Genomic DNA, 26,554 nt, shown 5'->3' on the forward strand with positions numbered 1-26,554 from the left:
CTACGTCACCTGACATCGACGTCTCGGTCCACCGACTCACCACCCAGCGCGGCGACCCACTCGGAGGGCCACGGCGCGCTCTCGCGAGTACCGCGCGGGACATGCACCGTGACGTATCGACCAGAGGCTGCCAGCCGTCGTGCCCGCTGCTCGAACTCCTCGCCCCAGACCTCGAATTGGAACGTCAACGACGACCTGCCGACGCGCTCGACCAGGATCGTCGTCGTCACCTCCTGCCCGAACCACAGCGGCGATGCGAAGTCGACCTCGTACCGCACGCGAGGCGCGGAGCCGAAGTAGCCGTCGACCCCGTACTCCCGCATCAACATCGCCTCGGCCGCCTCGACGAACCGCGTGACAGCCGTGTTGTGGTGGTGCCCCGCGGCATCGGTGTCCATCCATTCCACCCGGCCTCGGTGGACGGCACGGGCGAGGCTGCCGGTGCCGTCCACCTCCTCGTCAGACGGAGGCCGGTGCATGCGAGGGGGTCCAGCGCAGATGGATGTCCTGGACGGAGTCGTCGGCCCGCAGCAGCGACAGACGCGGGCGTACGGCGTCGGTGCGCGAGGTCGGCGGCTTGCGGCGGCCCGCCCCGAACTGCACCGGCCACTGGGCCGCCTCGCCCTGATAGTCCTGCTCGGCCGCCGCGTGGAGGGTCCAGTGCGGGTCGTAGAGGTGGGTCCGTCCCACGGCGCACAGGTCGGCGCGGCCCGCCAGCAGGATCGAGTTGACGTCGTCGTACGACGCGATCGCGCCGACGGCGATGACCGCGGTGCCGGTCGCGGCGGCGATCTCGTGCCGGATCCGGTCCGCGAACGGTGTCTGGTAGGAACGGCCGAACGCCGGCGTCTCGTCCTTGGTGACCTGGCCGGAGGAGACGTCGATACCGTTCGCCCCGTGCGCGATGAAGGCGCGGGCGATCTCGACGGCGTCGTGCTCGGTGTTGCCGTCCGGCACCCAGTCGGTGGCGGAGATGCGCACGATCATCGGACGCTCGGCGGGCCATGCCTCGCGGACGGCGTCGAAGACCTCCAGCGGGAACCGCAGCCTGTTCTCCAGGGCGCCGCCGTACTCGTCGGTGCGGTGGTTGGCGATCGGGGACAGGAACGAGGAGAGCAAGTAGCCGTGCGCACAGTGGAGTTCGAGGAGGTCGAAGCCTGCGTCGGCGCCTCGGCGGGCGGCCGCGACGAAGTCGGCGACTATGCCGTCCATGTCCTCGCGGGTGACCTCGCGAGGGACCGCGCAGCCGGGGCCGTACGCGACCGACGAGGGTCCGACCGTCTCCCAGTTGCCCTCCGGCAGCGGGTCGTCCATGCCCTCCCACATCAGCTTCGTCGAGCCCTTGCGGCCGGAGTGGCCGATCTGGAGGCCGATGCGGGCCGTGCTCCGCTCGTGGGCGAAGTCCACGATCCGCGCCCACGAGTCGCGCTGCTCGTCGTTCCACAGGCCCGTGCAGCCGGGCGTGATGCGGCCCTGGGGCGAGACGCAGACCATCTCCGTCATCACCAGTCCGGCACCGCCCATGGCTTTGGAGCCGAGGTGCACGAGGTGGAAGTCGCCGGGTACGCCGTCGACAGCGGAGTACATGTCCATGGGGGACACGACGACCCGGTTCTTCAACTCCAACCGGCCCAGTCTGAAGGGCTGGAACATCGCCGGTGAACTCCCGCCCAGACCTTGCGACTTGGCGAAGGCGGCGTCGACGCGGTCGGCGAACTCCTGGTCGCGGGTGCGCAGGTTGTCATAGGTGATGCGACGGGAACGGGTCAGCAGGTTGAAGCAGAACTGGGTCGGCTCCTGCCGGACGTACATGCCGATGTTCTCGAACCACTCCAACGACGCCTGCGCGGCCCGCTGCGTCGACTCGACGACCGGCCGCCGCTCGGTCTCGTAGGCGGTCAACGCCGTTTCCGCGTCGGGGTGTTCGTGCAGACAGGCGGCGAGTGCGAGCGCGTCCTCCATGGCCAGCTTGGTGCCCGAACCGATGGAGAAGTGCGCGGTGTGCGCGGCGTCGCCGATGAGGACCAGGCCGCCGTGGTGCCAGCGTTCGTTGCGTACGGTGGTGAAGTTCAGCCACTTGGAGTTGTTGGCGAACACCTGGTGGCCGGCGAGTTCCTCGGCGAACAGGCCCCGGATGCGCTCGACGGCCTGCTCGTCAGAGGTGCCGGGACCGAACTCGACCTCCTCGGTCGCGTCGAAGCCGGCGCGGCGCCAGACGTCCTCGTGCATCTCGACGATGAAGGTGGAGCCGGTGTCGGAGTAGGGGTAGCCGTGGACCTGCATGGTCCCCCACTCGGTCTCCTTGATGAAGAACTGGAACGCCTCGAAGACCCGGTCCGTGCCCAGCCACATGTACTTGCTGTGCCGCCGGTCCAGGGTGGGCCGGAAGACATCCGAATGCTCCTGCCGGATACGGGAGTTGACCCCGTCGGCTCCCACCACCAGGTCGTGCGAGGCGCGGAGTTCCTCGATGTCGGGGGCGAGCGTCGAGAAGCGCACGTCGACGCCGAGGTCGCGGCACCGCTCCTGGAGCAGGTGCAGGAGTTCCTTGCGGCTCATGGCCGCGAAGCCCTGACCGCCGATCGTGTGGCTCTCGCCGCGGTAGTGGATGTCGATGTCCGTCCACCGGGCGAACCGGCTGGCCATCGCCTCGGCGAACTCCGTGTCGGCGTTCTCGATGCCGCCGAGGGTCTCGTCGGAGAACACCACACCGAACCCGAAGGTGTCGTCAGGGGCGTTGCGCTCCCAGACGGTGACCTCGTGGGTCGCATCCAACTGCTTCATCAGAGCGGCGAAGTAGAGCCCACCGGGGCCTCCGCCGACGATCGCGATTTTCACGGGGCTACCTCTCCCTGCTCGACGGCGGGCGTGGCGGCCAGCTCGTCCTCGATGATCCTGCGGAGCGCGAAGTGCTGGAGTTTGCCGCTGACGTTGCGCGGCAGGGAGTCGCAGAACCGTACGTCGCGTGGGTACTTGTAGGGGGCGATGACCTGTTTGACGTGGTCCTGGATCTCCTTGGCCTTGGCCGCGTCGCCCCGGACGCCGTCCCGCAGGACGACGAAGGCGCACACCACCGAGCCGCGCTCCTTGTCGGGGCGGCCGACGACCGCGCACTCCGCCACGTCGGGGTGGGTGTCGACGGCGGCCTCGACCTCGGGTCCGCCGATGTTGTAGCCCGAGGAGATGATCATGTTGTCGCCGCGGGCGTGGTAGAAGAAGTAGCCGTCCTCGTCCCGGTGGAAGATGTCGCCGGTGGTGTTCCAGCCCGCGACCACGTAGTCCTTCTGGCGCTCGTCGTCGAGGTAGCGGCAGCCGACCGGCCCGATGACGCCCAGTCGGCCCGGCTCACCGGGCCCGAGTTCCTCGCCGTCGGGCCCGAGCACGGTGGCCCGGTATCCCGGCAGCGGCTTGCCCGTGGCTCCGGCGCGTATGTCGTCGCCGACTGCGGTGATGAAGATGTGCAGGAGTTCGGTGGCGCCGATGCCGTCGATGACCTCCAACCCTGCGCCGTCCCGCAGTTGCTCCCAGGTGGTGCGCGGGATGTGTTCGCCCGCCGACACCGCCACCCGCAGTCCGACTAGTTGGCGTGCCTGCCCCGCGCGCACGATCGCCCGGTACGCGGTGGGCGCCGTCGCGAGCACAGTGACGCCCAACCCCTCGACCAGATCGGCCAGTTGCGCGGGCGTGGCCGCCTCGGTCAGCAAGGCGCAGGCACCGGCCCGCAGCGGGAAGACGACGAGCATGCCGAGGCCGAAGGTGAACGCCAGCGGAGCCGTGCAGGCGACCGTGTCCTCCGGGGTCAGCCGCAGGGCGTGGCGACCGAAGGTGTTGTCGATGGACAGGATGTCGCGGTGGAAGTGCATGGTGATCTTCGGTACGCCGGTGCTGCCCGAGGTCGGTCCGAGGAGTGCCACGTCGTCGGCGGCGGTCTCCACGTTGGTGAACTCACCCGACTTGGCCGCGGCGCGGGCGACGAGATCGTCGGGGGTGCCACCGCCGTACTCGACGACGGTCAGCGTCGGCCACGCGGTGTCGCGGACGGTGTGCATGTCCTCGGCGAAACGGTGGTCGACCAGCGCGATCGAGGGCCGCGTCCGCTCGACGACCGGAGTCACCTCACGGGCGCGCAGAGCGGCCATGGTGGTCACGACGACCCCGCCTGCCTTGAGCACACCGAGCCAAGCCGCAATCGTCCAGGGCGTGTTCGGCGAGCGCAGCAGGACGCGTCCGCCCGGCACCAGTCCGAGGTCCTCGGTCAGTACCTGCGCCACCTGGTTGGCACGCGTGAGCAGTTCGCCGTACGTCCACTTCTCCCCCGCCGGCGTACGCAGGGCCGGCCGGTCGGGGCCGAACCTGGCGACGGGGATGTCGATGAGCTCGGTGGCGGCGTTGAGGCGGTCCGGGTAGTGCAGCTCCGGCGTCGTGAACTCGATGGTCGGCCACAGGTGTGCGGGCGGCAGGTGGTCGCGCGTGAAGCTGTCCACGTGCGCGGAGGGCGAGAGGGCGGCGGGAGAAGAAGGGGGAAGGGAAGAGGGAGAGGAAGGGCGAGACATCGGAAGGGTCCTTCCGGGAATCCGTCGGCGGGCCGACGGGGTCAGGCGGAACGGAGCATGCCCTCCTGGGCGACTGTGGCCAGGTGACGGTGATCGCGGGTGTAGAAGCGGCCCGTGCCCAGACCGCGGCCCGCGTCGGCGGCGGCGGCTTCCTGGACGTAGAGGAGCCAGCCGTCCACCGGTCCCGGGCGGTGGAACCACATGGCGTGGTCGAGACTGGCGGTGATCAGCCCCGGCATGGCCCAGGCCAGGCCGAGGACCCGCAGGACGGGTTCGAGGATCGTGTAGTCGCAGACGTAGGCGAGGGCGGCCAAGTCCCGCTGGGCGTCGGTCAGTCCGTCGACCGGACGCAGCGCGTCGAACGGCCGGAGCCAGACCGCCTGGTGCGGGACCTGCTTGCCCTCGACGGTGAGGTAGACGGGTCCGGGCACGTGCCGCATGTCGAAACCGCGACCGGCGGACCAGTAGGCCTTGGACTCGTCGGTCATCGTGCCGCCGTCGAGGTCCGCCAAGTAGTCGGCAGAGGTGGGGAGTTCATCGGGGTCGGGAACGTCCTCCGTGAACTCGGCCTCGAACGTACCGCCGGGCTCGCCCGCCGCGAAGTTGGCCAGGCAGACGTAGAGGAGCTTGCCGTTCTGGTAGCCGCGGACCTGCCGGGTGCTGTAGCCGCGGCCGTCGCGCAGCAACTCCACCTCGTAGCGCACGCTCGCGCCGATGTCGGCGGGGCGCAGGAAGTAACTGTGCATCGAGTGCAGTGACTTGCCGTCGGTCACCGACCGCATCGCCGCGGCGGCGGCCTGCGCGACGAGGTCGCCGCCGTACGCCTTCGGCCAGGGACAGGGCTGGGTGACGGCGGTGAACGCGAGGTCGAAGTGCTCGGGCTCGGTCGCGGTCAGTGCGACGGCGTCGGTGAAGACCTTGGAGGTCGGGGAGGTCTCGGCCGTCATCGGTTCAGCCAATCGCGGAGTTCGGAGTCGGCGACGTCGGGGAGGTTGACGACGATGTTCTCCGGCGTCCGGGTCGTCATCCACGTAAGGGGCTTGCTGCGCGAGAGGTTGCACTCGACGTGGGGCATGAAGGGCGGCACGAAGACCCAGTCGCCCTCCTCCATGTCGACGTAGTCCTCGAACTTCTCGCCGAAGTAGATGCGCGCCCGGCCCGACAGGACGTATCCGCCGGTCTCGGCCTCGCCGTGGTGGTGGGTGACCGAGCGGTAGCCCGGTTCGTTGCTGACCTTGCCGAACCACAGCTTGGTGGCCGGGGTGTGCTGGATGCTGACGCCCGAGACGCGGACGGCCCCGCCCGAGTCGGCGGTGCCCCCGTCCTCCAGCCCGCCGCGCGTCACGACAGGCGCGACGAGGCCGCTGGGCAGTCGGTACATCGAGTTGTCGCCTTCGAGGCGGTACTTGCTGAGGTCGGGCTCCATGGTGGTCGGCTCCGTTCGATGGCGAGGAGGGCGCCTGTGCCGCGGGACGAGCGAGCGGGTCGTACGAATGCGTCGTGCGAGCGAGTCGTGCGAGTGGGTCGAGACGATGACGCCGGTATCTCGTATTTTTCACTGTCGTCAATTAAAGTCAATACCAGACGCCGAGTGGACCCGCTTCCACCCCGACTCGACCTGGAGACCCAATGACGCCCGTCGCCGTGAACCCGGACTCCCTTCCCGCCCCCAGCGGCTACTCGCACGGGACCCTCGCGGGAAACACGCTCCACCTGGGCGGACAGACCGCGCTCGACGCGGAGATGAAGATCGTGCCGGGCGGGATCGTCGCCCAGTTCCGGCAGGCGTTCGGCAACGTGCTCACCACGCTCCGCGAGGCGGGCGGGGAGCCGAAAGACCTGGTCAGCATCACCATCTACCTGACGGACATCCCCGACTACCAGGCCCACGGCAAGGAGATCGGCAAGGTCTGGCGCGAGCTCGCCGGCGCCGTCTACCCGGCGATGGCGGGGATCGGCTGCACGGCTCTGTGGCAGCCCGAAGCCATGATCGAGATCGTCGGCGTCGCGGTCATCCCGGACGAGCGACTCGTGACGCCGGGCTCGTAGCCGGCACGGAAGCGGAGTACGGCTGCCCAGGCGGCCACTGAGTCACGTAACAACCACAGCACCCCCCGTACGCCCGAGAACCGAAAGGCCGACCGGCATGAAACTCGCGTCCCTCACCGTCGACGGCGTCCGCCGCACCGGCGTCGTACAGGAGGCCACGCAGGTCATCGCCCTGCTGCCCCCGTCGGTGGGCACGGTCGACGACATCGTCCGCGGCGGCCCGACCGCCCTCGACACGGCCAGGGCCGCCCTCGCCGACGCCGACCCGATCCCGCTCGCCGGTGCCCGCCTGGAGTCGCCGCTGCACCGCTTCAACCGCGACATCCTGTGCACCGGCTGGAACTACTGGGACCACTTCGAGGAGTCCAAGGGCAAGCGCGAGGGCCAGGACCCCGTCACCCGCCCCGAGCACCCGACCTTCTTCACCAAGGGCCCGGACACCGTCATCGGGCCCACCGACGACATCTCCTACGATCCCGATCTGTCCGCCAAGTGGGACTACGAGGCCGAGATCGCCCTCGTCATCGGCGTCGACGGCAGGTCGATCCCCGAGGAGAAGGCGTTGGAGCACGTCTTCGGCTACCTCGTCGCCAACGACGTGTCCCAGCGCGACCTCCAGCGCGCGCACGGCGGCCAGTGGCTCAAGGGCAAGAGCATCGACGCCACGATGCCGCTCGGCCCCTGGCTCACCACCGCCGACGAGATCGCCGACCCGGCGGATCTGCGGGTGCAGTGCGAGGTCAACGGACGCCTGCTGCAGCACGCCTCCAGCAGTGACATGGCGTTCTCTTTCGCCCGCATCATCGCGGAGTTGAGCCGCGGCATGACCCTGCGCGCGGGAGACGTGATCCTCACCGGCACCCCGAGCGGCATCGGCAGCGCGCGCGATCCGCAGATCTTCCTGGGCGCCGGCGACCTGGTCGTCACCCGGGTCAGCGGCCTCGGCGAGCTGCGCAACACGGTGGCCCGTACCCGCCTGACGTGACCGTCCCGAGCACGGAGGGAGGAACGTCGTTCGGCAACTGAGGGATAAACTGCCCGCCGAACGACGATCCGGCCGCCGTTGCATGCCCGCCGGGAGCACAGAGGAGCGTGTCGCCATGACGGCGGAACAGCAGTCCGCCGGCGGACGTGACACTCGTCTGGGCCCGCTCATCACCACGATCTTCGGCCTGTACGCCCGGGGCGAGCACAACTGGCTCTCCGTGGCGTCGGTCGTGAAACTCATGGCGGACCTCGGATTCGACGGTCCCGCCGTACGTTCGGCGGTCTCCCGCCTGAAGCGCCGCGAGGTGCTGCGCAGTCAGCCTCACGAGGGAGCCGCCGGCTACTCCCTCGCCGACTCGACGCTGGCGGCGCTCGCCGAGGGAGACGTCCGGATCTTCGAGCGCGCCCGGGCGACCGCCGAGGACGGCTGGCTCGTGGTCGTCTTCTCCGTCCCCGAGTCCGAGCGCGAGAAGCGCCACGACCTCCGCACCAGCCTGACCCGACTGGGCCTCGGCACCGCCGCACCGGGGGTCTGGGTCGCACCGGGCAACCTCGCGGTGGAGACCCGGCGGACCCTGGAGCGCCGGGGCCTGACCGAGTACGTCGACATCTTCACCGGCGACCACTTCGCGTTCGGGGATCTGCGGTCGAAGGTCCGCACCTGGTGGGACCTGGACGAACTCACCGAGCTCTACGCCGACTTCCTACGGCGTTACGACCCGGTCCGTGAAGGGGTCCCGGCAGCCGGCACGACACCGCCGGAGGCATTCCGGACGTACATCCCGATGCTGACCCAGTGGCGGCGGCTGCCCTACCGCGACCCGGGCCTGCCGCTGTCGCTGCTCCCGGAGGGGTGGAACGGGGTGACCGCGGGCGCACTCTTCACCGAACTGGACACCCTCCTGAGCGCATCGGCGCGCGAACACGCCCTCAAGGTGATCCACGAGAACAGCTGAGTGCACGTCCTGGTCCGGGTACGGCCACGACGTTCTCCTCTCGGCACGGAGCAGGTGGGCGCGGGGCAACGCACTGGGCGCCGAGCAACTCAATTGGAGAATTTATCTCCAGTTACTGCGGCGCGGGAAGCCCTCGGACGACACATCTTCCTGACCCAGGACGACCGCCACTCGGCGCACCTGACTCAAGTCCCACCTTCTCAACTTCCCAACTTGCGCAAGCCCTTGACAGTGGCCCACAACCCTCCTGACACTACCGAACATTCGGTCGTCCAGGATCCTGGTGTACGGCCGTCATCGGCGCACCCGCCACTCCGCACCCCGAGCCGGCCGAACAGGGCCCAGTTCCCCCATGCACGACGGAGACCACCACCGACCTCAAGGAACCCGCATGCCCAAATCCAAGACCAGGCACCGGATCAGAGCGGCTCACCCGGTCGCGGTACTGGCCAGCAGTTCAGCAGCGCTCATCCTCGTAGTGGCAGGTCAGACGGCAGCCATCGGGGCGCCGGCCGCAGCGTCGACCTGGCAGCCACCGGCTGCCACCTACACGCCGAGCGAACCCGTGCACACGACCGTCGCCATGGACGACGGTGTGAAGATCTCCGTGGAGGTCGTCTATCCGACCGACCCGAGTACGGGCGAACGCGCGGCGGGCCCGTTCCCGGTACTGCTGACACAGAATCCCTACGGCTCGGGGCGTTCCGACCCCACGGACACCGGCGCCTACTTCGTGCAGCGGGGTTACATCTTCGTGGCGTCGGCGGTCCGCGGCACAGGTGACTCCGGCGGGCAGGTCGACTGGTTCGGTGACCGGCAGGGCCGTGACGGGGCCAACCTGGTCGACTGGGCGGCACACAGTCTGGCGGGTTCCAACGGCAAGGTGGGCCTTGAGGGTTGCTCCTATCTCGGGGTGAACCAGTGGTTCACCGCGGCGGCCGTGGGCAAGAACTCCGCCCTCAAGGCCATCGCGCCGTTCTGCACGGATTCGGACTTCTACAACGACCTCACGGCCTCCGGCGGCATCCCCACCACCTTCGTGGCCGGGATCGCCCGAGCCCAACCCCGTGGCCCCGAGGACGATCCCGCGACCGACCCGCAGGCGGTGACGATCGCCCAGCAGGCCTCGGGCGGCTCACGCTCGTACAACGACGCGTACTGGCAGGCGCGGAGCGTCCAGAAGCAACTCATCCCGCAGATCGTCAAGAACAACATCCCGGCCCTGAGCGAGGCCGGTTGGAACGACATCTTCCCGGGCGGGAACCTCGACGCGTACGTGGCGAGCCAGAACGCCTACTACCACCGGCCGTTGACGTCGCCCATCACGCAGGGCGAACCTGTCACCGGCCGCTATCAGGCGATTGTCGGGCCTTGGACCCACGGCGAACACGTCAACGAGGAGTCGTTGCAAGCGATTCGGCTGGAGTGGTTCGACACCTGGCTCAAGAACGCGCCCACCGGCATGGCCGCCACCTCAACTCCCCTGCACCTGTTCGAGAACGGCGCGGACACCTGGGTCGACCGTGCCGCCTGGCCGCTGTCCCTGGACGCCAAGACGTACTACCTCGGCGACGGATCCCTGACGGCGACCAAGCCGGAGGCCAAGGGCAGCGACAGCCTCACCTGGGCCGCCGCAACCGCGGCGAACACGTTGACCTACACAACGGCTCCGCTCACCAAGGCGGCCCTGCTCAATGGGCCCACCGATGTCACCCTCTACGCCAAGTCGACCACGGCCGAGACCGAGTTGACGGCCACACTCAACATCGTCGCGCCGGACGGAACGGTGACCAAGCAGGCCGACGGCATCCTCCTCGGCAGTCAACGCGCCACGGACGCCAAGGACAGCCTGTACGGCAAGAACAAGACACTCCTCAAGCCCAGTCACCCCTTCACCCAGGCCTCGCAACAACCCGTCACCCCCGGACAGACGACCAGGTACGACATCTCCCTCCTGTCCCACTTCGCAAAGATCCCGGCCGGCTACAGAATCCAAGTCACCATCAACAGCCAGCCCCCCGCCAACTACCACCTCCAGGTCGCCCCCACCCCCCAACAACTCACCAACCTCACAGGCGGCCTCTACAGGATCGAACGCTCCCCAGAAGCGGCGTCATTCATCAACCTGCCGCTGACATCACCGGGTGCGGCAACGCCGAGCGAGGACAACTGGGGTCCTTCGTCCTGAACTGCGCGGCCCGAAACAGAGCCTTCGCTCAGCGGGCCATCCAGTGGTCCATCTCCCGCGCACGTGTCTCCAGCGCGTCGACGACGACGGCCGTCGTGCCCCGGGGATTACCGGGAGCCTGGATGTCGTACCGGACGCCACCGCTCTCCTCGCCGGGCACCGGCTCGGGCATCGTCACCTCGATGCCTGCTCGCCGTGCCAGTGCGAGTGCCGTCGCCACGTAGCCCTCGGAGAGGGCGAGGATCACTGTGTGGCCCGTTCGGCAGTGCCAGGCGACCAGGGCGCGTACGAACTCGGCGTACGCGGCCTGGTCGACCTCAAGCGTGTCCGGGTCGCCCCAGTTCTCGCCCGGGCCGATTCCCGAAGGTGTCTTGAGCTCCGCCTCGAAGACCTCGGTCTGTTTCAGGAAGAGGCGTCCAGCACCGTTCGACGGATTCCACAGGGTCTCGTCACCCATGTCGAAGTACTTGCTCATCATCGATCCCCCCGTTCAACCGCCCTGACGGGCGACGGTAGATCATCGGGTGGTCGGCAGGCATCCGAGTTTGGCTTTCCCCCAACAGCCGCATGGCAGCGGTCACTTACGGTCGGTCACTGGTCCGACGTCGCGGCAACAGCACCGCCGCCGCTACCGCGCCGAGCGCGAAGATGCCCGCCGCCCACCAGTACGCGGTGGTGTAGCCGTGGATCGATGCCTGCGCAGCCACCGTGCGGTCGCCGGAGTCGTGGGTCGCGAGGAACGTCGCCGTCGCGGTTGCCGCGATCGTGTTGAGCAGCGCCGTGCCGATCGAACCGCCGATCTGCTGCATGGTGTTGACGGTCGCCGAAGCCACTCCGGCATCCGGCGCTGCCACACCGTAGGTGCCCAGGCTCATTGCGGGCGGCAGGACACAACCCAGTCCCAGGCCTGCCACCACAAGCGGCGGCAGCACATCGGTGACGTAGTCGGTGGTCAGGCCGATGTGGGTGAGCCACACCATGGCGAGCGCCGCCAGGACGAAACCGCCGGTCAAGACAGCTCGGGGACCAAGCTTCGGCACCAGCTTGATCGTGGAGATCTGGCCGGCCGCCATGATGCCCAGGGTCATGGGCAACAGCGCGAACCCGGTTCGGACCGGTGAATAGCCCTGGATGTCCTGAAGGAAGTAGGTGAGGAAGAGGAAGATCGCGAACATCCCCGCGCCCACGAGCAGGATGGACACGAAGGCACCCCCGCGGAGCCGATCGCGAAGAACACGCAGGGGCAGGAGGGGTTGTGCGGCCCTGTTCTGCCACCACGTGAAGGCACCCAACAGGGCGAGGCCGACGAGCAGCAGAGCCCAGCACCTGGGTGAGGTCCACCCATATGTCTCCGCGTCGGACAGCCCGTAGACGACCGCGAACAGGCCCACCGAGGCCAGGAGTGTGCCCGGTACGTCGAAGCTCGGCCTACTCGTGCGGGACGAGCGGGGCAGCATGACGAGCGCGCCGACGAGTGCCACACCCGCGATGGCCACATTGACGTACATGGTCCATCGCCACGACAGATATCCCGTGAGCACTCCCCCCAGCAGCAGCCCGATGCCGCCGCCCGATCCGGCCACGGCTCCGTAGATGCCGAAGGCCTTCGCGCGCTCCTTGGGCTGGGTGAAGGTCGTGGTGAGCAGGGACAGCGCGGCGGGCGCGAGGAGCGCGGCGAAGAGACCCTGCAGGGCTCGGGCGGTGACGAGCCAGGCGAAGCCGGATGCCGCACCGCCGAGCGCGGAGGCGAGGGCGAACCCGACGATCCCGGTGACGAACATCCGCCGCCGTCCGAACAGGTCGGCCAGCCGGCCACCCAGGAGGAGCAGGCTGCCGAAGGCCAGTGCGTAGGCCGTCACGATCCATTGGCGCTGACCGTCGGAGAAGCCGAGCGCCCGCTGAGCGGACGGCAGCGCGATGTTCATGATCGTCGAGTCGAGTACGACCATGAGCTGCGCCAGCGCGATGACGGCCACGGCCCACCACGGACGCGAGGGCGTGGCAGGGCCGGCGACCTGGGCCGGAGCGACCGGCGCGTCCGACGATTCGGTGAGGGGCATGGTCTCGGATCTCCCGTTCGAGGTGACAGGGGCAGGGGCACGAATGAAAGTGAATCTGAATTCATTTTCACTCCCGGCCGCTGATCTGTCAAACTGGTCGCGGGACCACCCGCGGGACTTCAGGGAGTGAACACGGTGCAGACCGCCAAGTCGCAGCGCACGGAAGCCGAGTTGAAGGCGGCGGCGAGACGGCTCATCCTCCGCCAGGGCTATGCGCAGACGAAGATCACCGACATCACCAAGGAGGCCGGCAAGGCGGCGGGATCCTTCTACCGGTACTTCACCGACAAGGACGACCTGATGCGGTCGCTGGCGGAGGACTTCCTGGCCTCACACCGCGATCACGCCCACGGAACCCTCGGCCCCGACCACCGGTTCGCGACGCGTGACGACGTCCGCGCGCACGTGGAGGCGTACTGGGAGAACAGTCGCCTGCACCTCGCCGAGATGACGGGCATCTTCCAGGCCGCCCAGGCCGACGAAGGATTCGCCCGCACATGGGAGAACCTGCGCGGTCACCACGTGGCGATGTGGGCCGACCACATCGAGCAGATGCGTGGCCCGCGCGAGGACAACACCCTCACCGCACAGGCGGTTGTGTGCATGCTCGAATCCTTCTGCTACGCCCAGCTCCGCAGCTCACCGGAGAACGGCGCCACGGCCATCGACGTCCTCACCGACCTGATCATGCACGGCATCGCACCCGACAGCACTCCATAGTCCAACCTGGGAAGCCCTGCCGCTCAAGTGCGGCTGAGGGGAACTCCCGTGGTGGTGAAGAGAGTTGTGTGCCCGGTAGCTCTGAACACCCCCACAGCATGGAGACAGTCACATGAGACGGTCCCTGGTCGGCGCCATCACGGGCGCCTTCCTTCTGCTGCCCCTTTCGGTGGCAACCCCGTCGTCCGCAACCCCCGCATCTCCCGCGCCCGCTGTCGCCTGGACGGACTGCACGGACCCGACCCTCGTCCAGGCGGGCGCCGAGTGCGCCGAGCTCCAGGTGCCACTGGACTACGCGCATCCGACCGGAACGAAGATCACCCTGGCGCTGTCCAGGATCCGGCACACCGTGCCCGCGGACCGTTACCAGGGAGTCGTGCTGGCCGCCCCCAATCCGCTCGGCGGGTCGGGCTACAGCGATCCGCTCCAGAGCGCGCGGCTGCCCGCGACCGCCGCTGGCGCGTACGACTGGGTCGGTTTCGCCCGCCGAGGCCTCGCCCCGAGCGCGCCGGCGCTGTCGTGCGAGAGCGGGTACTTCTCCTACGACCGACCGGCCTACGAGCCCGCGACGGCCGCCGAGGAACAGGCCTGGCTCGCGCGGACCGAAGGCTATGCCCGAGCCTGCGACACTCCGGAACAGTCGGCGCTGCTCGACCACATGAAGGCGACCGACACGGCGGCGGACATGGAGACCATCCGCACCGCGCTGGGTGCCGACCAGCTCACCATCTACGCCCACTCCTACGGCACATACATCGCCCAGGTCTACGCCACCCTCCATCCGCAGCGCGTCCGCCGGATGGTCCTCGACAGCAACGTCGACCCCCGCCGCGTCTGGTACGACGCAGCGAACTTCGACCAGAACGCCCAGTTGGAGGACAACACCCTCCTCTGGTTCGACTGGCTCGCCGCACACGACGACGTCTACCACCTCGGTGCGACGCGGCAGGCGGTGACCCAGGAATGGGACACCCAACTCGCCTCGGTCACGCGGACGCCCGCCGCCGGAGTGATAGGTCCCGACGAATGGGCCGACATCTTCCTGGTGGCCCCCTACTTCCAGGCGAGTTGGCCGATGCTGGGTAGCGCGTTCTCCGGCTGGGTGCACCAGGGCGACGGCGCCACGCTGAAGGCCCTGTTCGACCAGCTCATGCAGTTCGGCAACGACAACACCTACGCCGCCCTGCTCGCCGAGGTGTGCACGGACGCTCCCTGGCCGACGGACTACGCGCGCTGGAGGACCGACACGGAAGCGTCCGCCGCCGTCGCGCCGATGACGACATGGGGCAACACGTGGTTCAACGCGCCCTGCCGCACCTGGGGCGCTTCCGCGGGCAAGCCGGTTCGTGTCACCGGCAAGGCGGTCGGCAGCGCACTGCTGGTCGCGGAGACCCTCGACGCGGCCACACCGTTCGAGGGCAGCCTCGAAGTACGCGCCCGCTTCCCGCACTCGGCGCTCGTCAGCGTGCCGGGCGGCACCACCAACGGCGGGACGCCCGGCACCAACTCCTGTGTGGACGCGGCGATCTCGGCCTACCTCACCACCGGTGCCCTGCCCGCACGCACAACGGGCCGGCACGCCGACCTGGAGTGCGCGCCCTCACCCCTTCCGAGCCCCACCGGCTGACCGACCACCTGCGGGCCGTGGTCAATGCCGCGGCCCGCAGCCCCAGATGGCCTCCCAACCGCAGCGTTCCTGACCGATCAGTGCTGTCTGAGCAGGAAGAACGAGGCGGGGCCACCCAGCACGTCGCCCAGGTGCATGATCCCGGAACCGCCCACGCGCTGGCGGTACAGGCACTCGCGGTCCCACTTCTCCGAGCCGAGCGTGCCTCGGACGGCTTCGCGGGTGACGGCCAGGGCCGAGCCGACCCGTTCGGGGTGGGCGCAGTCGACGGTGAGGGCGAGCGTGACGGCGACCCCGCGCGCGAGGGAGGTCAGGAACAGGGCGAAGGCCTCGTCCGTGGCGGGATCGACCCGGCGTACGAGAACCTCGACGCTTCCCGCGGACGGCAGATCCGGTTCGAAGGGATCCGTCAACTCGGTGTCGAACCAGGCCACTTGAGGGCATCCGTCGGCCAGCACTCGCCCCGACAGCTCGTGCAACGCGGCATCCAGCGGGTCCCCCGAGATGCCGCCGAGCAGTTCACCGGCCGAGCCCCGCACCGAAACGGCACCCAGCCGCCGCGGCGAGCTCCCCTCCACCCCGGTCACCGTGGCGACGGCGAACGGCCGCTTGGCCGCGTACCACTCGGCGAGGGCTGGGAGCAGGTCGCGCATCCGGGTCCTCCGTGCTCTGGGGCGGGGAGTAGCTGCGTCCTGCGGTCACTATAACCGGAGAATAAATCTCCGCTAAGGCGTTCGGTGGAGACGCGACGGAATCACGCGGCTAGAGAATGAGCTCGTCCGCCACCCAGCGCGCGACCTCCGAGGGGTACGGCGTCGGCAGTCCCAGGACGATGTGGTGGAAGCCGGCGTCGATCGCGAGGCCGATCGCTGCGCGGGTGACGCCGGGGTGGTCGTAGGAGACCGGCAGGTGGATCGAGCGGGTGATCTCGGCGGGGTCGCGGCCGATCTCGGTGCAGTAGCGGTCCAGCAGTGCGCTGCGGCTGATCACGTCCTTTATGTCGCCGCCCGGGATGTTCCACAGGTCGGCGTGTTCGGCGACCAGGCGGAGGGTGGCGGACGAGCGGCCGCCGATGAGGATCGGCGGGTGGGGGCGCTGGACGGGTTTGGGGTTGCCGAAGGCGCCGGTGAGGTGGTGGTACGTGCCGTGGAAGTCGAAGGGCTTGTCCTCGGTCCACAGTCGCCGGATGACCGTACAGGCTTCGGCGAGGCTGCCCACGGCGTGCGCGGAGTCGTGGAAGGGCAGTCCGTGGGCCTCGTATTCGCGTCGGGCCAGTGGGTGGTCGGGGCGTGAGCCGACGCCGATGCCGAAGTCGAGGCGTCCTTCGGAGACGATGTCGACGGTGGTGGCGATCTTGGCCAGCATGGCGGGCGGCCGGAATCGGTTGCTGGTGACCATCACGCCGAGGCGTAGTCGTCGGGTCTGGGCGGCCAGGGCGGAGAGCAGGGTCCAGCCTTCGTACGCCGGTCCGTCAGGGTCTCCGCCGATCGGCATGAGGTGGTCGAAGAGCCAGGCGTGCTCGATCTCCGGGACGGTGTCCGCCTCGCGCCAGACCCGTAGGACGTCGTGGTAGTCCACCTGTTGGGGGGCGGTCATGATGCCGAAGCGGGGGCGAGATGTGGGTGACATGGGGTGGTCGGTCCTCTCGGGCGGTCAACGGCGGCGCAGTGACGGGTCGAGCAGGGCGGGCGGGGTGTCGGACTTCTCGTGCGGGGCCAGGTCGAGACCGGGGGCGACGATCGAGTCGATCGCGTCGAGGACGTCGGCGGAGAGCACGGTGTCGGCGGCGGCGAGCTGCGAGTGCAGGTGGTCGAGGGTGCGGGGACCGATGAGGGCGCTGGTGACGGCGGGGTGGGCGGTGACGAATCCGAGCGAGAGCTGGATCATCGTGAGGCCCGCCTCGTCGGCCACCTTGGCGAGCCGCTCCACGGCGTCGAGCTTGGCGCGGTTGGTGGCGATGGTGGTGTCGAAGCGTTGCGGCATGAAGGTCGAGCGGTTGGTCGTGACGTCCTGGCCCTCGCGGATCGCGCCGGACAGCCAGCCCGACGCGAGCGGGCTCCACACCAGTACGCCGAGCCCGTATTCCTCGGTCACCGGCAGGACGTGGGACTCGACGCCGCGCTGGAGGATCGAGTAGCCGGGCTGCTCGGTGACGTAGCGGTTCAAGTGGCCGTCGCGGGCGGCCCATTGGGCCTGCACGATGCGGTAGGCGGGGAAGGTCGAGGAGCCGAAGTAGCGGATCTTTCCCGCGCGTTGCAGGTCGGTCAGGGTCGACAGGGTTTCCTCGTCACTGGTGTTCGGGTCCCAGCGGTGGATCTGGTAGAGGTCCACGTGGTCGACGCCCAAGCGGCGCAGGCTGTTGTCCAGTTCGGTGACCAACCAGCGGCGGGAGCTGCCCTGTTGGTTGTGCTCCTCCCCCATCGGCATGCCCGCCTTGGTCGCGAGCACGATGTCGTCGCGGCGGCCGGCGACGGCCTTGCCGACCATCTCCTCGGACTCGCCCCGGCCGTACATGTCGGCGGTGTCGATGAGGTTGATCCCCGCCTCCAGGGCGGCGTCGACGATGGCGGTGGCCTCGTCCTGGGTGGTGCGCCCGATCCGGCCGAAGTTCATCGCGCCGAGCGCGAGTGTGCTGACCTGGACGCCGGTGCGGCCCAAGGTGCGGTACTGCATGACGGGTTCCTCCATGGCGGGTGAAACGCGGTGACAATGCGCGGAGTGGTTGCCGGGGCTCCTGCTCTGGCATCATGAGCAAACGGAACATCGTTCCGGAAACGACGATACGGAACCGTGTTCCGTTTTGGCAAGTGCGGTGACGGAAGGAGCGACCCGGTGGGGAACGACGACGAGGGCCCGAGGCAGGCCGCCCAGCCCAAGCGGAAGGACGCCCGGCGCAACAAGGAGACCCTGCTCGACGCGGCGGCCTCGGTCTTCGTCACCTCGGGCGTGGAGGCGCCGGTGCGCGACATCGCGGCGAAGGCCGGCGTCGGGCTGGGCACGATCTACCGCCACTTCCCCACCCGCGCGGACCTGATCGTCGCCGTCTACCGGCACCAGGTCGACGCCTGCGCCGAAGCGGGCCCGGCGCTGCTGGCGAGCAGCGCTTCACCGCACGCCGCGCTCGGGCAGTGGATCAACCTCTTCGCAGACTTCCTGGTCACCAAGCACGGCCTCGCCGCCGCGCTGCAGTCCGACAACGCGGGCTTCGACACGCTGCACGCCTACTTCCTCGACCGTCTCGTGCCGGTGTGCGGCCAACTCCTCGAAGCCGCGTCCAAGGCCGGCGAGATCCGCTCCGGACTCAAGGCCTACGAGCTCATGCGGGGCGTCGGGAACCTCTGCATCGGCGCGGAGAGCGATCCCGACTACGACGCGCGCCGGCTGGTCGAGCTGCTCATCGCGGGGCTGCGCCGGCCGTAGCGGCCGCGACGGACCTACGCGGGATCCGTTGGCCCCTGCACGGATTTACTAACAATTGATTGAGCAGTCCAAGCTGTTAAGCCTACTGTTAGTAAACGTGCAGGTAGAGACAGAAACAGACAGCGGCGACACCCTCGACCCAAACGACACCGCACGGCTCGCGGCCGATCTCCGGCTCGCGGTGGGCCGCGTGAGAAGGCGGCTGCGGCAGGCTCACGCCGTGGGGGACGTGTCCCTCTCCGGTATCTCGGTACTCGCCCGGCTCGCGTCCGACGGTCCGGACTCGCCGACCTCCCTCGCCGAGTCGGAGCGCGTGCGCCCGCAGGCGATGGCGAGCACGCTCGCCGTCCTCGAACAGCGCGGGCTCGTACACCGCACCCCCGACCCCGCGGACGGGCGGCGCAGCATCGTGGCCGTCACCGAAGAGGGGCGCGCGATGCTGGACGAGCGGCGCTCCGAGTCGATCCACCGGCTCAGCACCGTCCTCGACGAGTTCAGTGACGAGGAGCGGACCACGCTCGCGGCGGCCCTGCCCCTGCTCGACCTCCTGGCGGAGCGACTGTGAGCGGCGAGTCCAGGCTGGGCTCCCTGCGATCGGCCCGCCACAAGACCACTCCCGTCGGCCCCGGATACAAGTGGGTCGCGCTGTCCAACACCACGCTCGGCGTCCTGATAGCCACGATGGACGCATCCATCGTGATCATCTCGCTGCCCGCGATCTTCCGCGGCATCGGCCTCGATCCGCTCGCGCCGGGCAACATCGGCTATCTGCTGTGGATGATCCTGGGCTATCTGCTGGTCTCCGCCGTGCTGGTCGTCGTACTGGGGCGGCTCGGCGACATGTTCGGCCGGGTGCGGATCTACAACCTCGGGTTCCTGATCTTCGCGATCGCCTCCGTCGCGCTCTCCCTCGACCCGTTCCACGCGGGAGCGGGAGCGATGTGGCTGATCCTGTGGCGCGTCGTGCAGGCCTTCGGCGGGTCCATGCTCACCGCCAACTCGGCCGCCATCCTCACCGACGCCTTCCCCGCCCGGCAGCGCGGCATGGCCCTGGGCATCAACCAGATCACCGCCCTCGCGGGCCAGTTCCTCGGCCTGCTCGCGGGCGGCCTGCTCGCCGTCGTCGACTGGCGTGCCGTGTTCTGGGTGAGCGTCCCGATCAGCATCACCGGCACCATCTGGTCCTACCTCAGCCTCCGCGAGACCTCGGCGGGCCGCCCCGGCCGGGTCGACTGGCTGGGCAACCTGACCTTCGCCTCGGGCGCCGGAATCCTGCTGGCCGGGATCACCTACGGCATCCAGCCCTACGGCGACAGCGCCACCGGCTGGGGCAACCCCTGGGTGCTCACCGGCCTGTTCGGCGGCGTCGCCCTGCTGCTGCTCTTCTGCTACATCGAGACGCACGTCGCCGAGCCCATGTTCAACCTGGCCCTGTTCAAGATACGAGCGTTCACCGCGGGCAACGTGGCCGCGCTGCTGACCTCGATCGCGCGGGGCGGCCTGCAGTTCATGCTGATCATCTGGCTGCAGGGCATCTGGCTGCCCCTGCACGGCTACGACTTCGAGGACACTCCCCTGTGGGCCGGCATCTTCATGCTGCCGCTCACGATCGGCTTCCTCGTCGCGGGCCCCGTCTCCGGCTACCTGTCCGACCGGTTCGGCGCGCGCCTGTTCTCCACGGCCGGGCTGATCGTCGTCGCGCTCTCCTTCGTCGGACTGCTGGCCCTGCCCGTCGACTTCGACTACGGGCTGTTCGCCGCGCTGCTGCTGCTCAACGGCCTTGGCCAGGGCCTGTTCTCCGCGCCGAACACGTCCTCCATCATGGGCAGCGTGCCGGCCGAGTTCCGGGGCGTCGCCTCGGGCATGCGCTCCACCTTCCAGAACTCCGGTACGGCCCTGTCCATCGGTGTGTTCTTCTCGCTGATGGTCTCGGGGCTCGCGTCCAGGCTGCCGACGACGCTGAGCAGCGGGCTTCAGGCCAACGGCGTTCCGGCCGGAGCGGCCGAGCATGCGGCTTCGCTGCCGCCGGTGAGCACGCTGTTCGCCACGTTCCTCGGCAACAACCCGATCCAGCATCTGCTGTCAGCCGACGGGGCCCTCGATCACGTGTCGGCGGCTCAGCGTGCCGTGCTGACCGGCCACACCTTCTTTCCGCGGCTTGTCTCCGGTCCGTTCCACCACGGTCTGGCGATCGTGTTCAGCGTCGCCGCCGGCATGGCGCTGGTCTCCGCCGTGGCCTCCGCCCTGCGGGGCAGCCACCGCGCCGAGCCCACACCGACACCAGAGATCAAAGAGAAGCCAGCCAAGTCGCCGTCTCGGCCGGGCGGTTGAAGCGGAGGGTGGTGAGCGGGGCGAAGCGCGGGTCTCCGGTGCGGTCGGTGATCTCCCGTTGCCGAGGCGCATGTTGGGACCAGGCCCACCGCACCGGATGCTCTCTGCTCAGCCAGCCGGCCAAGGGTTCCCTGTTGCCGTTGAAGATCAGCTCACGGGTGATCGTGCGCCGAAGGGAGCGGCGCAGGATGCGGGGCATGATCACCCGCTTGCGATAGTCCAGCCAGAGCACGGTGTCCGCCCGGTCCCAGAGGAGGTCACGGACCTCGGGATAGCCGATCGAGTCGATGATCCACCGCGGTTCGGCGACGATCCGGGCCATCTCTTCGGTCAGCTTGTCGTTCACGGTCCAGTTCGGGCCCGCGAAGTACAGCGCGTCCATCTCGTGGTACGGAATTCCCAGCCGTTCGCCCACCGCCCGAGCGAGGGTCGACTTCCCCGCGCCGGAGACACCCACCACCAAGATCCGTTCCATGCAGGCACCTTACGCCCGGAGCCACAGCGAGACGGCGAGCCCGAGGCCCGCCAGCGCGATCGCGATGCGCAGCGGCTTCTCGGGAAGGCGCCGTACGACCACCGGCCCCACCCGGCTGCCGACCAGACACCCGAGCCCGAGGGCGACGGCGGCCGCCCAGTCGACGGGGGCGAGGAAGGCATAGGCGACGGCCGCGGTGACGTTGGCGGCGCCGGTCACGATGTTCTTCACGGCGTTGGTCACGGGCAGGGGTTCGTTCGCCGACAAGGACAGGACAGCCAGCATCAGGACACCGGCCGCGGCGCCGAAGTAGCCGCCGTACAGCCCGACGAGCAACACCGCGCAGACCAGCGGCAGTTCGGAGCGTACGCCATCGGCCTTGGCCTCGCGCCGGGCGGCCAGCCGGCGCAGGGGTTCGCGGACCAGGATCAGCACCGAACCCAGGGCGATCAGCCACGGCACGACCTGCTCGAACGCCGAGGACGGTGTGCCGAGGAGCAGTGCCGCGCCCACCGCTCCCCCGATGGCAGCGAGGAGCGAGAGGCGCAGCAGGCGGCGTCCTTGGCCGCGCAGTTCCTCGCGTGAACCGGCCGCCGTGCCAAGGGTGTTGGTGAACAGCGCGACGGTGTTGGTCACGTTGGCGGCCACCGGCGGCAGTCCTGCCGCCAGCAGCGCCGGATAGCTGAAGAGCGAGGCGAGCCCGGCGATCGATCCGGCAAGACCGGAGGCCACGCCGGCGAGCGCGAGCAGCAGTGCGGAGCCGGCGTTCACGCGGTTGCTCCCTGGGTCGAGCGGTCCCACGTCGCGCCGTTGCGACTCGGCCCGCTGTGTGGAGCGGGCCCGGGTGGTGCAGGTCCCAGGGTACGGATGGTGTCTACATGGGGAGACGGCGGGTCGGGGTCAGGTCGGCCCCGGATCCGCTCAGGCCACCGACGACAGATCGATCGCTCGGTCGACGTCGCTCGGGCGCAGCACCCGCAGAATGCCCTCCAGGAGGTAGTAGTCGGCGTACGGGAGCGAGACCTCGATGCCGTCCTCGGCGGGACGGTTGCGGGTGCAGCGGGCGACGGCCGCGTCGGCTCGGGTCGAGTTCCTCGTGAGGCAGTTCTCCGACAGGGCGGTGAGCAGGCGCAGGGCGACATCGCGGTAGGCGGGTCGGCCGGACGCGGTGGCCAGGTCGATCAGTCCGCAGGCCATGATGGCGCCGGCCGACGCGTCCTTGATGTCGTTGGGCGCCTGGGGCGCGCGGTAGTCCCACACCGGAACGTTGTCGGGGGTCAATGCCGCTACGGCGTAGTCGGCGAGTTTGCGTGCGGTGGTCAGGAACTCCGTGTTGCCGGTCCGCCGGTACATGGTGGTGAATCCGTAGATGCCCCATGCCTGTCCGCGCGACCAGGCGGACGTGGGGCTGTAGCCCTGCACGGTGTTGGGCCCGATGGCCGCGCCGGTGGTCGGGTCGAAGTCGTAGACGTGCGGGATCGATCCGTCGGCGCGGGGGAAGACGCGCTGCGCCGTCTTCGCGTGCTCCACGGCGATGTTCAGGTACTTCGGGTCGCCGGTCTGCTTGCTCGCGAAGGCCAGCAGGTCGAGGTTCATCATCGTGTCGATGATGACCCGGCCGGCGTTGGACGTGTCGCTCAGCGCGCCCCAGGCCCGGATGAAGTGGCCCTTCGAGTTGTACCGCTGGATCAGGGAGTCGGCCGCGCGGATGGCGCCGGTGCGCCAACTGGCGTCGCCCGTAAGGCGCCAGGCGGTGACCCATGACGGGTAGAAGAGGAAGCCGAGGTCGTGTGTCCCCGTGTCGGTCTGCCGGGGCGCGAGCTTGGCCGCTGACGCGAGTGCCCAGGTGCGGAAGGCGGTGTCCCCGGTGTGGAGCCAGGCCATCCACAGCGTTCCGGGCCAGAAGCCGCCGACCCAGTCGCCGTTCTGGGAGTACGTCCACTTCTCGAACTTCGTCCCGACCGGGAAGCCGGTCGCACTCGGCGCGACCGCGCGGACCTTCGCGACCGCGTAGTCGGCCGCCGAACTCAGCGTGCTCAGGGTCGATACCGGTAAGCGGTCGTTGACCGCGCCCGCGGCCGGTGCCGCGGACGCGTAGACGGCTGCGGCACTCGCCGCCGTGGCCAGGACCGTACGTCGGGAAACACTCATGCCCGCACCTCCAACTGGTCAACGGGAGAACGCAGTTGACCGAGCTTTGCACAGCGGTATCAGTGGTGTACACCACCGTGTGCGGAGTTCATCCATGTGAACAGCTGGTGAGGTAGGGGCACTTCAGGGTCGCGGCTACTCCTTCACTGCCGCCGCCCTGCGCGTCGGGCTGCCCAGTGCCCAGAAGAGGACGCCGAGGAGCATGAACCCGGCGAGCGGGACGGCCTCCGTCAGGAGGTACTTCCAGCGCTCGCCGTAACTCCAGCCATCCGGCGCGTAGTCGGCGCCGAACCAGTGGTCGCCGAGCCCGGGGGCGACCAACTGCACGCTCGCGAACAGGATGAGCAGGGTGAGGACCACGCTGATGGTGCGCGGGAAGGGCGCCTTGTACGGGCGCGGGACGTGCGGGGCCTTGCGGCGCAGGACCGCGAGCGCCGGGAAGATACCCAAGTAGCTGACGAGGGTGGTGGAGACGGCGAGGCCGAGGACGGCGCCGAAGAGCTTGGCCGCGCTGCCGTTGGTGAGTTCGTGGGCCAGGACCAGGACGAGGGTGGAGACCAGGCCGCTGAGGATGTTGACCCGTACCGGCGTGCCGAACCGGCTGGAGATGACGCCCAGGAAGCGGGGCGCGGCGCCGTCGTAGCCGGAGACGGCGAGGGCGCGGTCGGAGCCCATGACCCAGGTGACGCCGGAGGACAGCACCGTGAGGATGAACATGACCGCGGCGAGGTCCCCGAGCACGCTGCCGAAGCCGCTCAGGGTGGCCGTGCCGTCCGCGCCGACGTGACCGCCGTACACGGTGAAGACCTGGCGGATCGCGTCGATGAAACCGCCGAGGCCGGTGATGGCCTTGACCGGGAGGACCAGCAGGATGCCGAGGATCGGCAGCGCGTAGAGCAGCACGGAGAGGGCGGCGCTGCGGAAGATGGCGAAGGGCACGTCCTTCTGGGCGTCGGTCATCTCGTCGCCTGCGGTGTTGGGCAGCTCGAAGCCGACGTAGTTGAACATCAGGACGGGGACCAGGCCGACGAAGCCCACGTACGTCGGGGAGAAGTCACCGAGCCCGAATCCGTGCAGGCCGTGCTTGATGCCGTAGATCACGACCGTGACGGTGAACAGGCCGAGGAGGACGAAGCGGCTCCAGGCACCGATGGTGGGAATCCACTTGCCGACGTCGAAGGAGAGGATCGCGGCGAGGACGCCGACCCAGATGAAGACGAGGGTGAAGGCGTAGAAGGCGGGGGTGCTCAGGTCCTTGCCGTCGTGGAAGAAGGTCGTGTACGCGGTGACGGCGGAGACGGAGAGGGTGCCGCCGAGCCAGACCGGGTTGGTGATCCAGTACAGGAAGTTGTTGACGGCGCCCGCGAGGCGGCCGAAGGCGCGGCTGGTCCAGATGTAGGGGCCGCCCTCGTCCGGGAAGGCGGCCCCGAGTTCGGCGATCAGCAGCGCGGAGGGCACGAAGAACACCACGGCCAGCACGATGAGCCAGGTGAACGCCTCCGCGCCGGACGAGGCCACGGTGCCGATGGTGTCGACGCCGACGATGGTGCAGAGGAGGAAGAAGAGGATGTCGAAGCGGCCGAAGTGCTTGCGCAGCTTCTGCCGCTCCGTCTGGGCCGCTGCCGGCGTGCCGGCCGCGTCGAGAAAAGTCTGGCCAGCGGTCACCGGGAGCTCCTGCGTGCTCGTACCACGGGTGGGATTCGGCCAATGATCGGGCCCCACCCAAAAGCACACAAGTGTTCATTTACAAGTCTTGACCATTACTTCTTCCGCTTTGTTTCACCTGTGATCCCGGCGCTGTTTCGCCGCCGTAACGAGCCGACGGGCGGCCTCACCCGGTCGTGAGCACCATCCGGAAGCGGGCGGCGCCCGAGAGCATGCGTTGGTACGCCTGGTCGACCTGGTCCAGCGGTACGGTCTCGGTCATCGGGCGGATGCCGTGCAGGGCGCTGAACTCCAGGGTGTCCTGGACGTCCTGTGCCGTACCGGACGGGTGGCCGCGCACGATCTTGGCGCTCATGAGCAGCTGGGTCGGATTGATGTCCAGCGACTCGGGCGCCCCTCCGATGACGATCAGTTCACCGCGCGGCGCCAGCCCGTCCACGGTCGAGCTGATGGCGGCGGAGTTGCTGGCGGTGGCCAGCACGGCCCTGGCTCCGCCTAGGGACTGCAGGGCCTCGGCGACGGACGTGGCCGCCGTGCTGTCGACGTAGTGGTGGGCGCCGAGCTGCTTGGCGAAGTCGGCCTTGTCGGCTCCCCTGGCGATCGCCACCGTCTCGAAGCCCATGGCCGTCGCGAACCGCACCCCCAGGTGACCGAGGCCGCCGAGACCCAGCACGGCGACCAGATCGCCGGCCCGCGCGGAGCTGCGCCGCAGTCCGTTGTACGTGGTCACGCCCGCGCAGGCCATCGGGCCCGCGTCCGCCGCCGACAGCGCCTCGGGGATCCGGGCCAGGGCGTCGACCGGCGCGATCATCATCTCGCCGAAGCCGCCGTCGTACGCCCAGCCCGGGACTTTGAGGTTCTGGCAGACGATGAAGTCGCCCTGCCTGCACTGCTTGCAGTGGCCGCAGCTGCCGCCGAACCAGCCGACGGTCACGCGGTCGCCCACCTGCCAGCCGTAGTCGTCGGCGCCCTCGCCGAGTTCGTCGACGCGGCCGGCGATCTCGTGTCCGGCCACCACCGGGAACGTCAGGCCGGGCACGGCGCCGTTCACGAACAGGGTGTCGCTGTGGCAGATCCCGCAGGCCTCCACGGCCACCCGCACATGGCGGGGGCCCGGCCTCGGCACGTCACGCTCGGTGATCTCGAAGTCCCCGCCGGCGGCGGTCACTTGTGCAACTCGGTAGGTACTCATGCGTCTCCCCGGAAGTCGCGTACGACCGCCCCCGCACCAGTGGATCAGCCGTGGGCCGATCGTGCGCGTCGAACAGAAGTCGAGCAGGAGGGATGAGGGGGCGGGCCTCGCCGGAGAGCACGCCCGGCACGGTCGAAACCCACGGAGCGTGACATCGCGCCCGGCCTGTGTCGCCTGCGG

24 protein-coding genes are annotated in these 26,554 nt (G+C 69.2%); 9 read left to right on the forward strand and 15 right to left on the reverse strand.

Features of this window, described 5'->3' with window-relative positions; all coding sequences use genetic code 11:
* Window positions 1-5 precede the first annotated feature (5 nt).
* Genes ACWDR3_RS23720 through ACWDR3_RS23740 form a run of 5 tightly spaced genes read right to left on the reverse strand, consistent with a single transcriptional unit; the run spans window position 6 to window position 5,979 of the window.
* Complete coding sequence (locus tag ACWDR3_RS23720) at window positions 6-479, reverse strand: acyl-CoA thioesterase (protein ID WP_450354538.1); 474 nt, start codon at window positions 477-479, stop codon at window positions 6-8.
* Entirely contained in the window at window positions 460-2,838 is a 2,379-nt protein-coding gene (locus tag ACWDR3_RS23725; protein ID WP_450354539.1) for a bifunctional salicylyl-CoA 5-hydroxylase/oxidoreductase, read from the reverse strand. Before ACWDR3_RS23725 ends, ACWDR3_RS23720 begins: the two co-directional genes overlap by 20 nt.
* Window positions 2,835-4,553: an AMP-binding protein gene (locus tag ACWDR3_RS23730; protein ID WP_450354540.1), complete on the reverse strand. Its 1,719-nt coding sequence runs from the start codon at window positions 4,551-4,553 to the stop codon at window positions 2,835-2,837. Before ACWDR3_RS23730 ends, ACWDR3_RS23725 begins: the two co-directional genes overlap by 4 nt.
* 41 nt (window positions 4,554-4,594) lie before the next feature.
* The gene (locus ACWDR3_RS23735) at window positions 4,595-5,500 is read right to left on the reverse strand and encodes an acyl-CoA thioesterase (RefSeq protein ID WP_450354541.1); all 906 of its coding nucleotides are present in this window, start codon (window positions 5,498-5,500) and stop codon (window positions 4,595-4,597) included.
* Window positions 5,497-5,979, reverse strand: a complete 483-nt coding sequence (locus ACWDR3_RS23740) for a cupin domain-containing protein (protein WP_450354542.1) — start codon at window positions 5,977-5,979, stop codon at window positions 5,497-5,499. Before ACWDR3_RS23740 ends, ACWDR3_RS23735 begins: the two co-directional genes overlap by 4 nt.
* A 203-nt stretch (window positions 5,980-6,182) precedes the next feature.
* On the opposite strand from ACWDR3_RS23740, the gene ACWDR3_RS23745 reads away from it, so the two are divergent.
* The 4 genes from ACWDR3_RS23745 (at window position 6,183) to ACWDR3_RS23760 (ending at window position 10,733) form a co-directional block, all read left to right on the forward strand.
* Window positions 6,183-6,602: a RidA family protein gene (locus tag ACWDR3_RS23745; protein WP_401724442.1), complete on the forward strand. Its 420-nt coding sequence runs from the start codon at window positions 6,183-6,185 to the stop codon at window positions 6,600-6,602.
* A gap of 97 nt (window positions 6,603-6,699) precedes the next feature.
* A complete protein-coding gene (locus tag ACWDR3_RS23750) occupies window positions 6,700-7,587 on the forward strand; it encodes a fumarylacetoacetate hydrolase family protein (RefSeq protein WP_450354543.1) in 888 nt (295 codons plus the stop codon).
* A gap of 115 nt (window positions 7,588-7,702) precedes the next feature.
* A complete protein-coding gene (locus tag ACWDR3_RS23755; RefSeq protein ID WP_450354544.1) occupies window positions 7,703-8,545 on the forward strand; it encodes a PaaX family transcriptional regulator in 843 nt (280 codons plus the stop codon).
* A gap of 391 nt (window positions 8,546-8,936) precedes the next feature.
* Window positions 8,937-10,733 carry a CocE/NonD family hydrolase gene (locus ACWDR3_RS23760; RefSeq protein WP_450354545.1) on the forward strand — a complete coding sequence of 599 codons (1,797 nt, stop codon included), beginning with the start codon at window positions 8,937-8,939 and terminating at the stop codon, window positions 10,731-10,733.
* 28 nt (window positions 10,734-10,761) lie between these two features.
* Here the strand turns inward: ACWDR3_RS23760 and ACWDR3_RS23765 are convergent, their stop codons facing one another.
* Window positions 10,762-11,208, reverse strand: coding sequence for a DUF6086 family protein (locus ACWDR3_RS23765; RefSeq protein WP_450354546.1), 447 nt, complete (start codon window positions 11,206-11,208; stop codon window positions 10,762-10,764).
* A 106-nt stretch (window positions 11,209-11,314) separates the two neighbouring features.
* Window positions 11,315-12,793, reverse strand: coding sequence for an MFS transporter (locus ACWDR3_RS23770; RefSeq protein WP_450354547.1), 1,479 nt, complete (start codon window positions 12,791-12,793; stop codon window positions 11,315-11,317).
* Window positions 12,794-12,928: 135 nt separating this feature from the next.
* Between ACWDR3_RS23770 and ACWDR3_RS23775 the strand changes: the two genes are divergently transcribed.
* Both ACWDR3_RS23775 and ACWDR3_RS23780 read left to right on the forward strand, forming a co-directional pair.
* A complete protein-coding gene (locus ACWDR3_RS23775) occupies window positions 12,929-13,513 on the forward strand; it encodes a TetR/AcrR family transcriptional regulator (RefSeq protein ID WP_450354548.1) in 585 nt (194 codons plus the stop codon).
* A 112-nt stretch (window positions 13,514-13,625) separates the two neighbouring features.
* Entirely contained in the window at window positions 13,626-15,140 is a 1,515-nt protein-coding gene (locus tag ACWDR3_RS23780; protein ID WP_450354549.1) for an alpha/beta fold hydrolase, read from the forward strand.
* A gap of 77 nt (window positions 15,141-15,217) precedes the next feature.
* On the opposite strand, the gene ACWDR3_RS23785 is transcribed toward ACWDR3_RS23780, so the two are convergent.
* The 3 genes from ACWDR3_RS23785 to ACWDR3_RS23795 all read right to left on the reverse strand — a co-directional run bounded on the left by ACWDR3_RS23785 (window position 15,218) and on the right by ACWDR3_RS23795 (window position 17,813).
* Window positions 15,218-15,793 (reverse strand): XdhC family protein, encoded by a 576-nt coding sequence (locus tag ACWDR3_RS23785; protein WP_450354550.1) that lies wholly within the window; start codon window positions 15,791-15,793, stop codon window positions 15,218-15,220.
* A 109-nt stretch (window positions 15,794-15,902) separates the two neighbouring features.
* Window positions 15,903-16,769 carry an LLM class flavin-dependent oxidoreductase gene (locus ACWDR3_RS23790; RefSeq protein ID WP_450354551.1) on the reverse strand — a complete coding sequence of 289 codons (867 nt, stop codon included), beginning with the start codon at window positions 16,767-16,769 and terminating at the stop codon, window positions 15,903-15,905.
* Between the two features lie 24 nt (window positions 16,770-16,793).
* The gene (locus ACWDR3_RS23795) at window positions 16,794-17,813 is read right to left on the reverse strand and encodes an aldo/keto reductase (protein WP_450354552.1); all 1,020 of its coding nucleotides are present in this window, start codon (window positions 17,811-17,813) and stop codon (window positions 16,794-16,796) included.
* A gap of 159 nt (window positions 17,814-17,972) precedes the next feature.
* Here ACWDR3_RS23795 and ACWDR3_RS23800 point away from each other — a divergent pair, with 159 nt between their 5' ends.
* The 3 genes from ACWDR3_RS23800 (at window position 17,973) to ACWDR3_RS23810 (ending at window position 20,891) form a co-directional block, all read left to right on the forward strand.
* Window positions 17,973-18,560, forward strand: coding sequence for a TetR/AcrR family transcriptional regulator (locus ACWDR3_RS23800; RefSeq protein ID WP_450354553.1), 588 nt, complete (start codon window positions 17,973-17,975; stop codon window positions 18,558-18,560).
* Window positions 18,561-18,657: 97 nt separating this feature from the next.
* Window positions 18,658-19,125, forward strand: a complete 468-nt coding sequence (locus ACWDR3_RS23805) for a MarR family winged helix-turn-helix transcriptional regulator (RefSeq protein WP_450354554.1) — start codon at window positions 18,658-18,660, stop codon at window positions 19,123-19,125.
* Window positions 19,122-20,891, forward strand: coding sequence for an MFS transporter (locus tag ACWDR3_RS23810; protein WP_450354555.1), 1,770 nt, complete (start codon window positions 19,122-19,124; stop codon window positions 20,889-20,891). Before ACWDR3_RS23805 ends, ACWDR3_RS23810 begins: the two co-directional genes overlap by 4 nt.
* Here ACWDR3_RS23810 and ACWDR3_RS23815 read toward each other — a convergent pair.
* From ACWDR3_RS23815 to ACWDR3_RS23835, 5 genes are all read right to left on the reverse strand, one after another.
* Entirely contained in the window at window positions 20,848-21,366 is a 519-nt protein-coding gene (locus ACWDR3_RS23815; protein WP_450354556.1) for an AAA family ATPase, read from the reverse strand. The two genes, ACWDR3_RS23810 and ACWDR3_RS23815, sit on opposite strands and share 44 nt — an antisense overlap.
* A gap of 9 nt (window positions 21,367-21,375) precedes the next feature.
* On the reverse strand, window positions 21,376-22,137 hold the full coding sequence (locus ACWDR3_RS23820; RefSeq protein ID WP_450354557.1) for a sulfite exporter TauE/SafE family protein: 762 nt from the start codon (window positions 22,135-22,137) through the stop codon (window positions 21,376-21,378).
* A gap of 150 nt (window positions 22,138-22,287) precedes the next feature.
* A complete protein-coding gene (locus tag ACWDR3_RS23825; protein ID WP_450354558.1) occupies window positions 22,288-23,517 on the reverse strand; it encodes a glycoside hydrolase family 88 protein in 1,230 nt (409 codons plus the stop codon).
* Between the two features lie 135 nt (window positions 23,518-23,652).
* Window positions 23,653-25,182 (reverse strand): APC family permease, encoded by a 1,530-nt coding sequence (locus tag ACWDR3_RS23830; protein WP_450354559.1) that lies wholly within the window; start codon window positions 25,180-25,182, stop codon window positions 23,653-23,655.
* A 166-nt stretch (window positions 25,183-25,348) separates the two neighbouring features.
* Window positions 25,349-26,374, reverse strand: a complete 1,026-nt coding sequence (locus ACWDR3_RS23835; protein ID WP_450354560.1) for an alcohol dehydrogenase — start codon at window positions 26,372-26,374, stop codon at window positions 25,349-25,351.
* Window positions 26,375-26,554 lie beyond the last annotated feature (180 nt).

The sequence above is a fragment of the Streptomyces sp. NPDC001002 genome (genome assembly GCF_053599215.1).

Bases quoted from the DNA above. Each gene is read 5' to 3' on its own strand.
- ACWDR3_RS23795 (WP_450354552.1), bottom strand. From the start codon at position 17,813: ATGCAGTACCGCACCTTGGGCCGCACCGGCGTCCAGGTCAGCACACTC.
- ACWDR3_RS23760 (WP_450354545.1), top strand. From the start codon at position 8,937: ATGCCCAAATCCAAGACCAGGCACCGGATCAGAGCGGCTCACCCGGTC.
- ACWDR3_RS23790 (WP_450354551.1), bottom strand. From the start codon at position 16,769: ATGTCACCCACATCTCGCCCCCGCTTCGGCATCATGACCGCCCCCCAA.
- ACWDR3_RS23740 (WP_450354542.1), bottom strand. From the start codon at position 5,979: ATGGAGCCCGACCTCAGCAAGTACCGCCTCGAAGGCGACAACTCGATG.
- ACWDR3_RS23770 (WP_450354547.1), bottom strand. From the start codon at position 12,793: ATGCCCCTCACCGAATCGTCGGACGCGCCGGTCGCTCCGGCCCAGGTC.
- ACWDR3_RS23765 (WP_450354546.1), bottom strand. From the start codon at position 11,208: ATGAGCAAGTACTTCGACATGGGTGACGAGACCCTGTGGAATCCGTCG.
- ACWDR3_RS23730 (WP_450354540.1), bottom strand. From the start codon at position 4,553: ATGTCTCGCCCTTCCTCTCCCTCTTCCCTTCCCCCTTCTTCTCCCGCC.
- ACWDR3_RS23745 (WP_401724442.1), top strand. From the start codon at position 6,183: ATGACGCCCGTCGCCGTGAACCCGGACTCCCTTCCCGCCCCCAGCGGC.
- ACWDR3_RS23720 (WP_450354538.1), bottom strand. From the start codon at position 479: ATGCACCGGCCTCCGTCTGACGAGGAGGTGGACGGCACCGGCAGCCTC.
- ACWDR3_RS23735 (WP_450354541.1), bottom strand. From the start codon at position 5,500: ATGACGGCCGAGACCTCCCCGACCTCCAAGGTCTTCACCGACGCCGTC.
- ACWDR3_RS23815 (WP_450354556.1), bottom strand. From the start codon at position 21,366: ATGGAACGGATCTTGGTGGTGGGTGTCTCCGGCGCGGGGAAGTCGACC.
- ACWDR3_RS23755 (WP_450354544.1), top strand. From the start codon at position 7,703: ATGACGGCGGAACAGCAGTCCGCCGGCGGACGTGACACTCGTCTGGGC.
- ACWDR3_RS23785 (WP_450354550.1), bottom strand. From the start codon at position 15,793: ATGCGCGACCTGCTCCCAGCCCTCGCCGAGTGGTACGCGGCCAAGCGG.
- ACWDR3_RS23750 (WP_450354543.1), top strand. From the start codon at position 6,700: ATGAAACTCGCGTCCCTCACCGTCGACGGCGTCCGCCGCACCGGCGTC.
- ACWDR3_RS23780 (WP_450354549.1), top strand. From the start codon at position 13,626: ATGAGACGGTCCCTGGTCGGCGCCATCACGGGCGCCTTCCTTCTGCTG.
- ACWDR3_RS23835 (WP_450354560.1), bottom strand. From the start codon at position 26,374: ATGAGTACCTACCGAGTTGCACAAGTGACCGCCGCCGGCGGGGACTTC.
- ACWDR3_RS23825 (WP_450354558.1), bottom strand. From the start codon at position 23,517: ATGAGTGTTTCCCGACGTACGGTCCTGGCCACGGCGGCGAGTGCCGCA.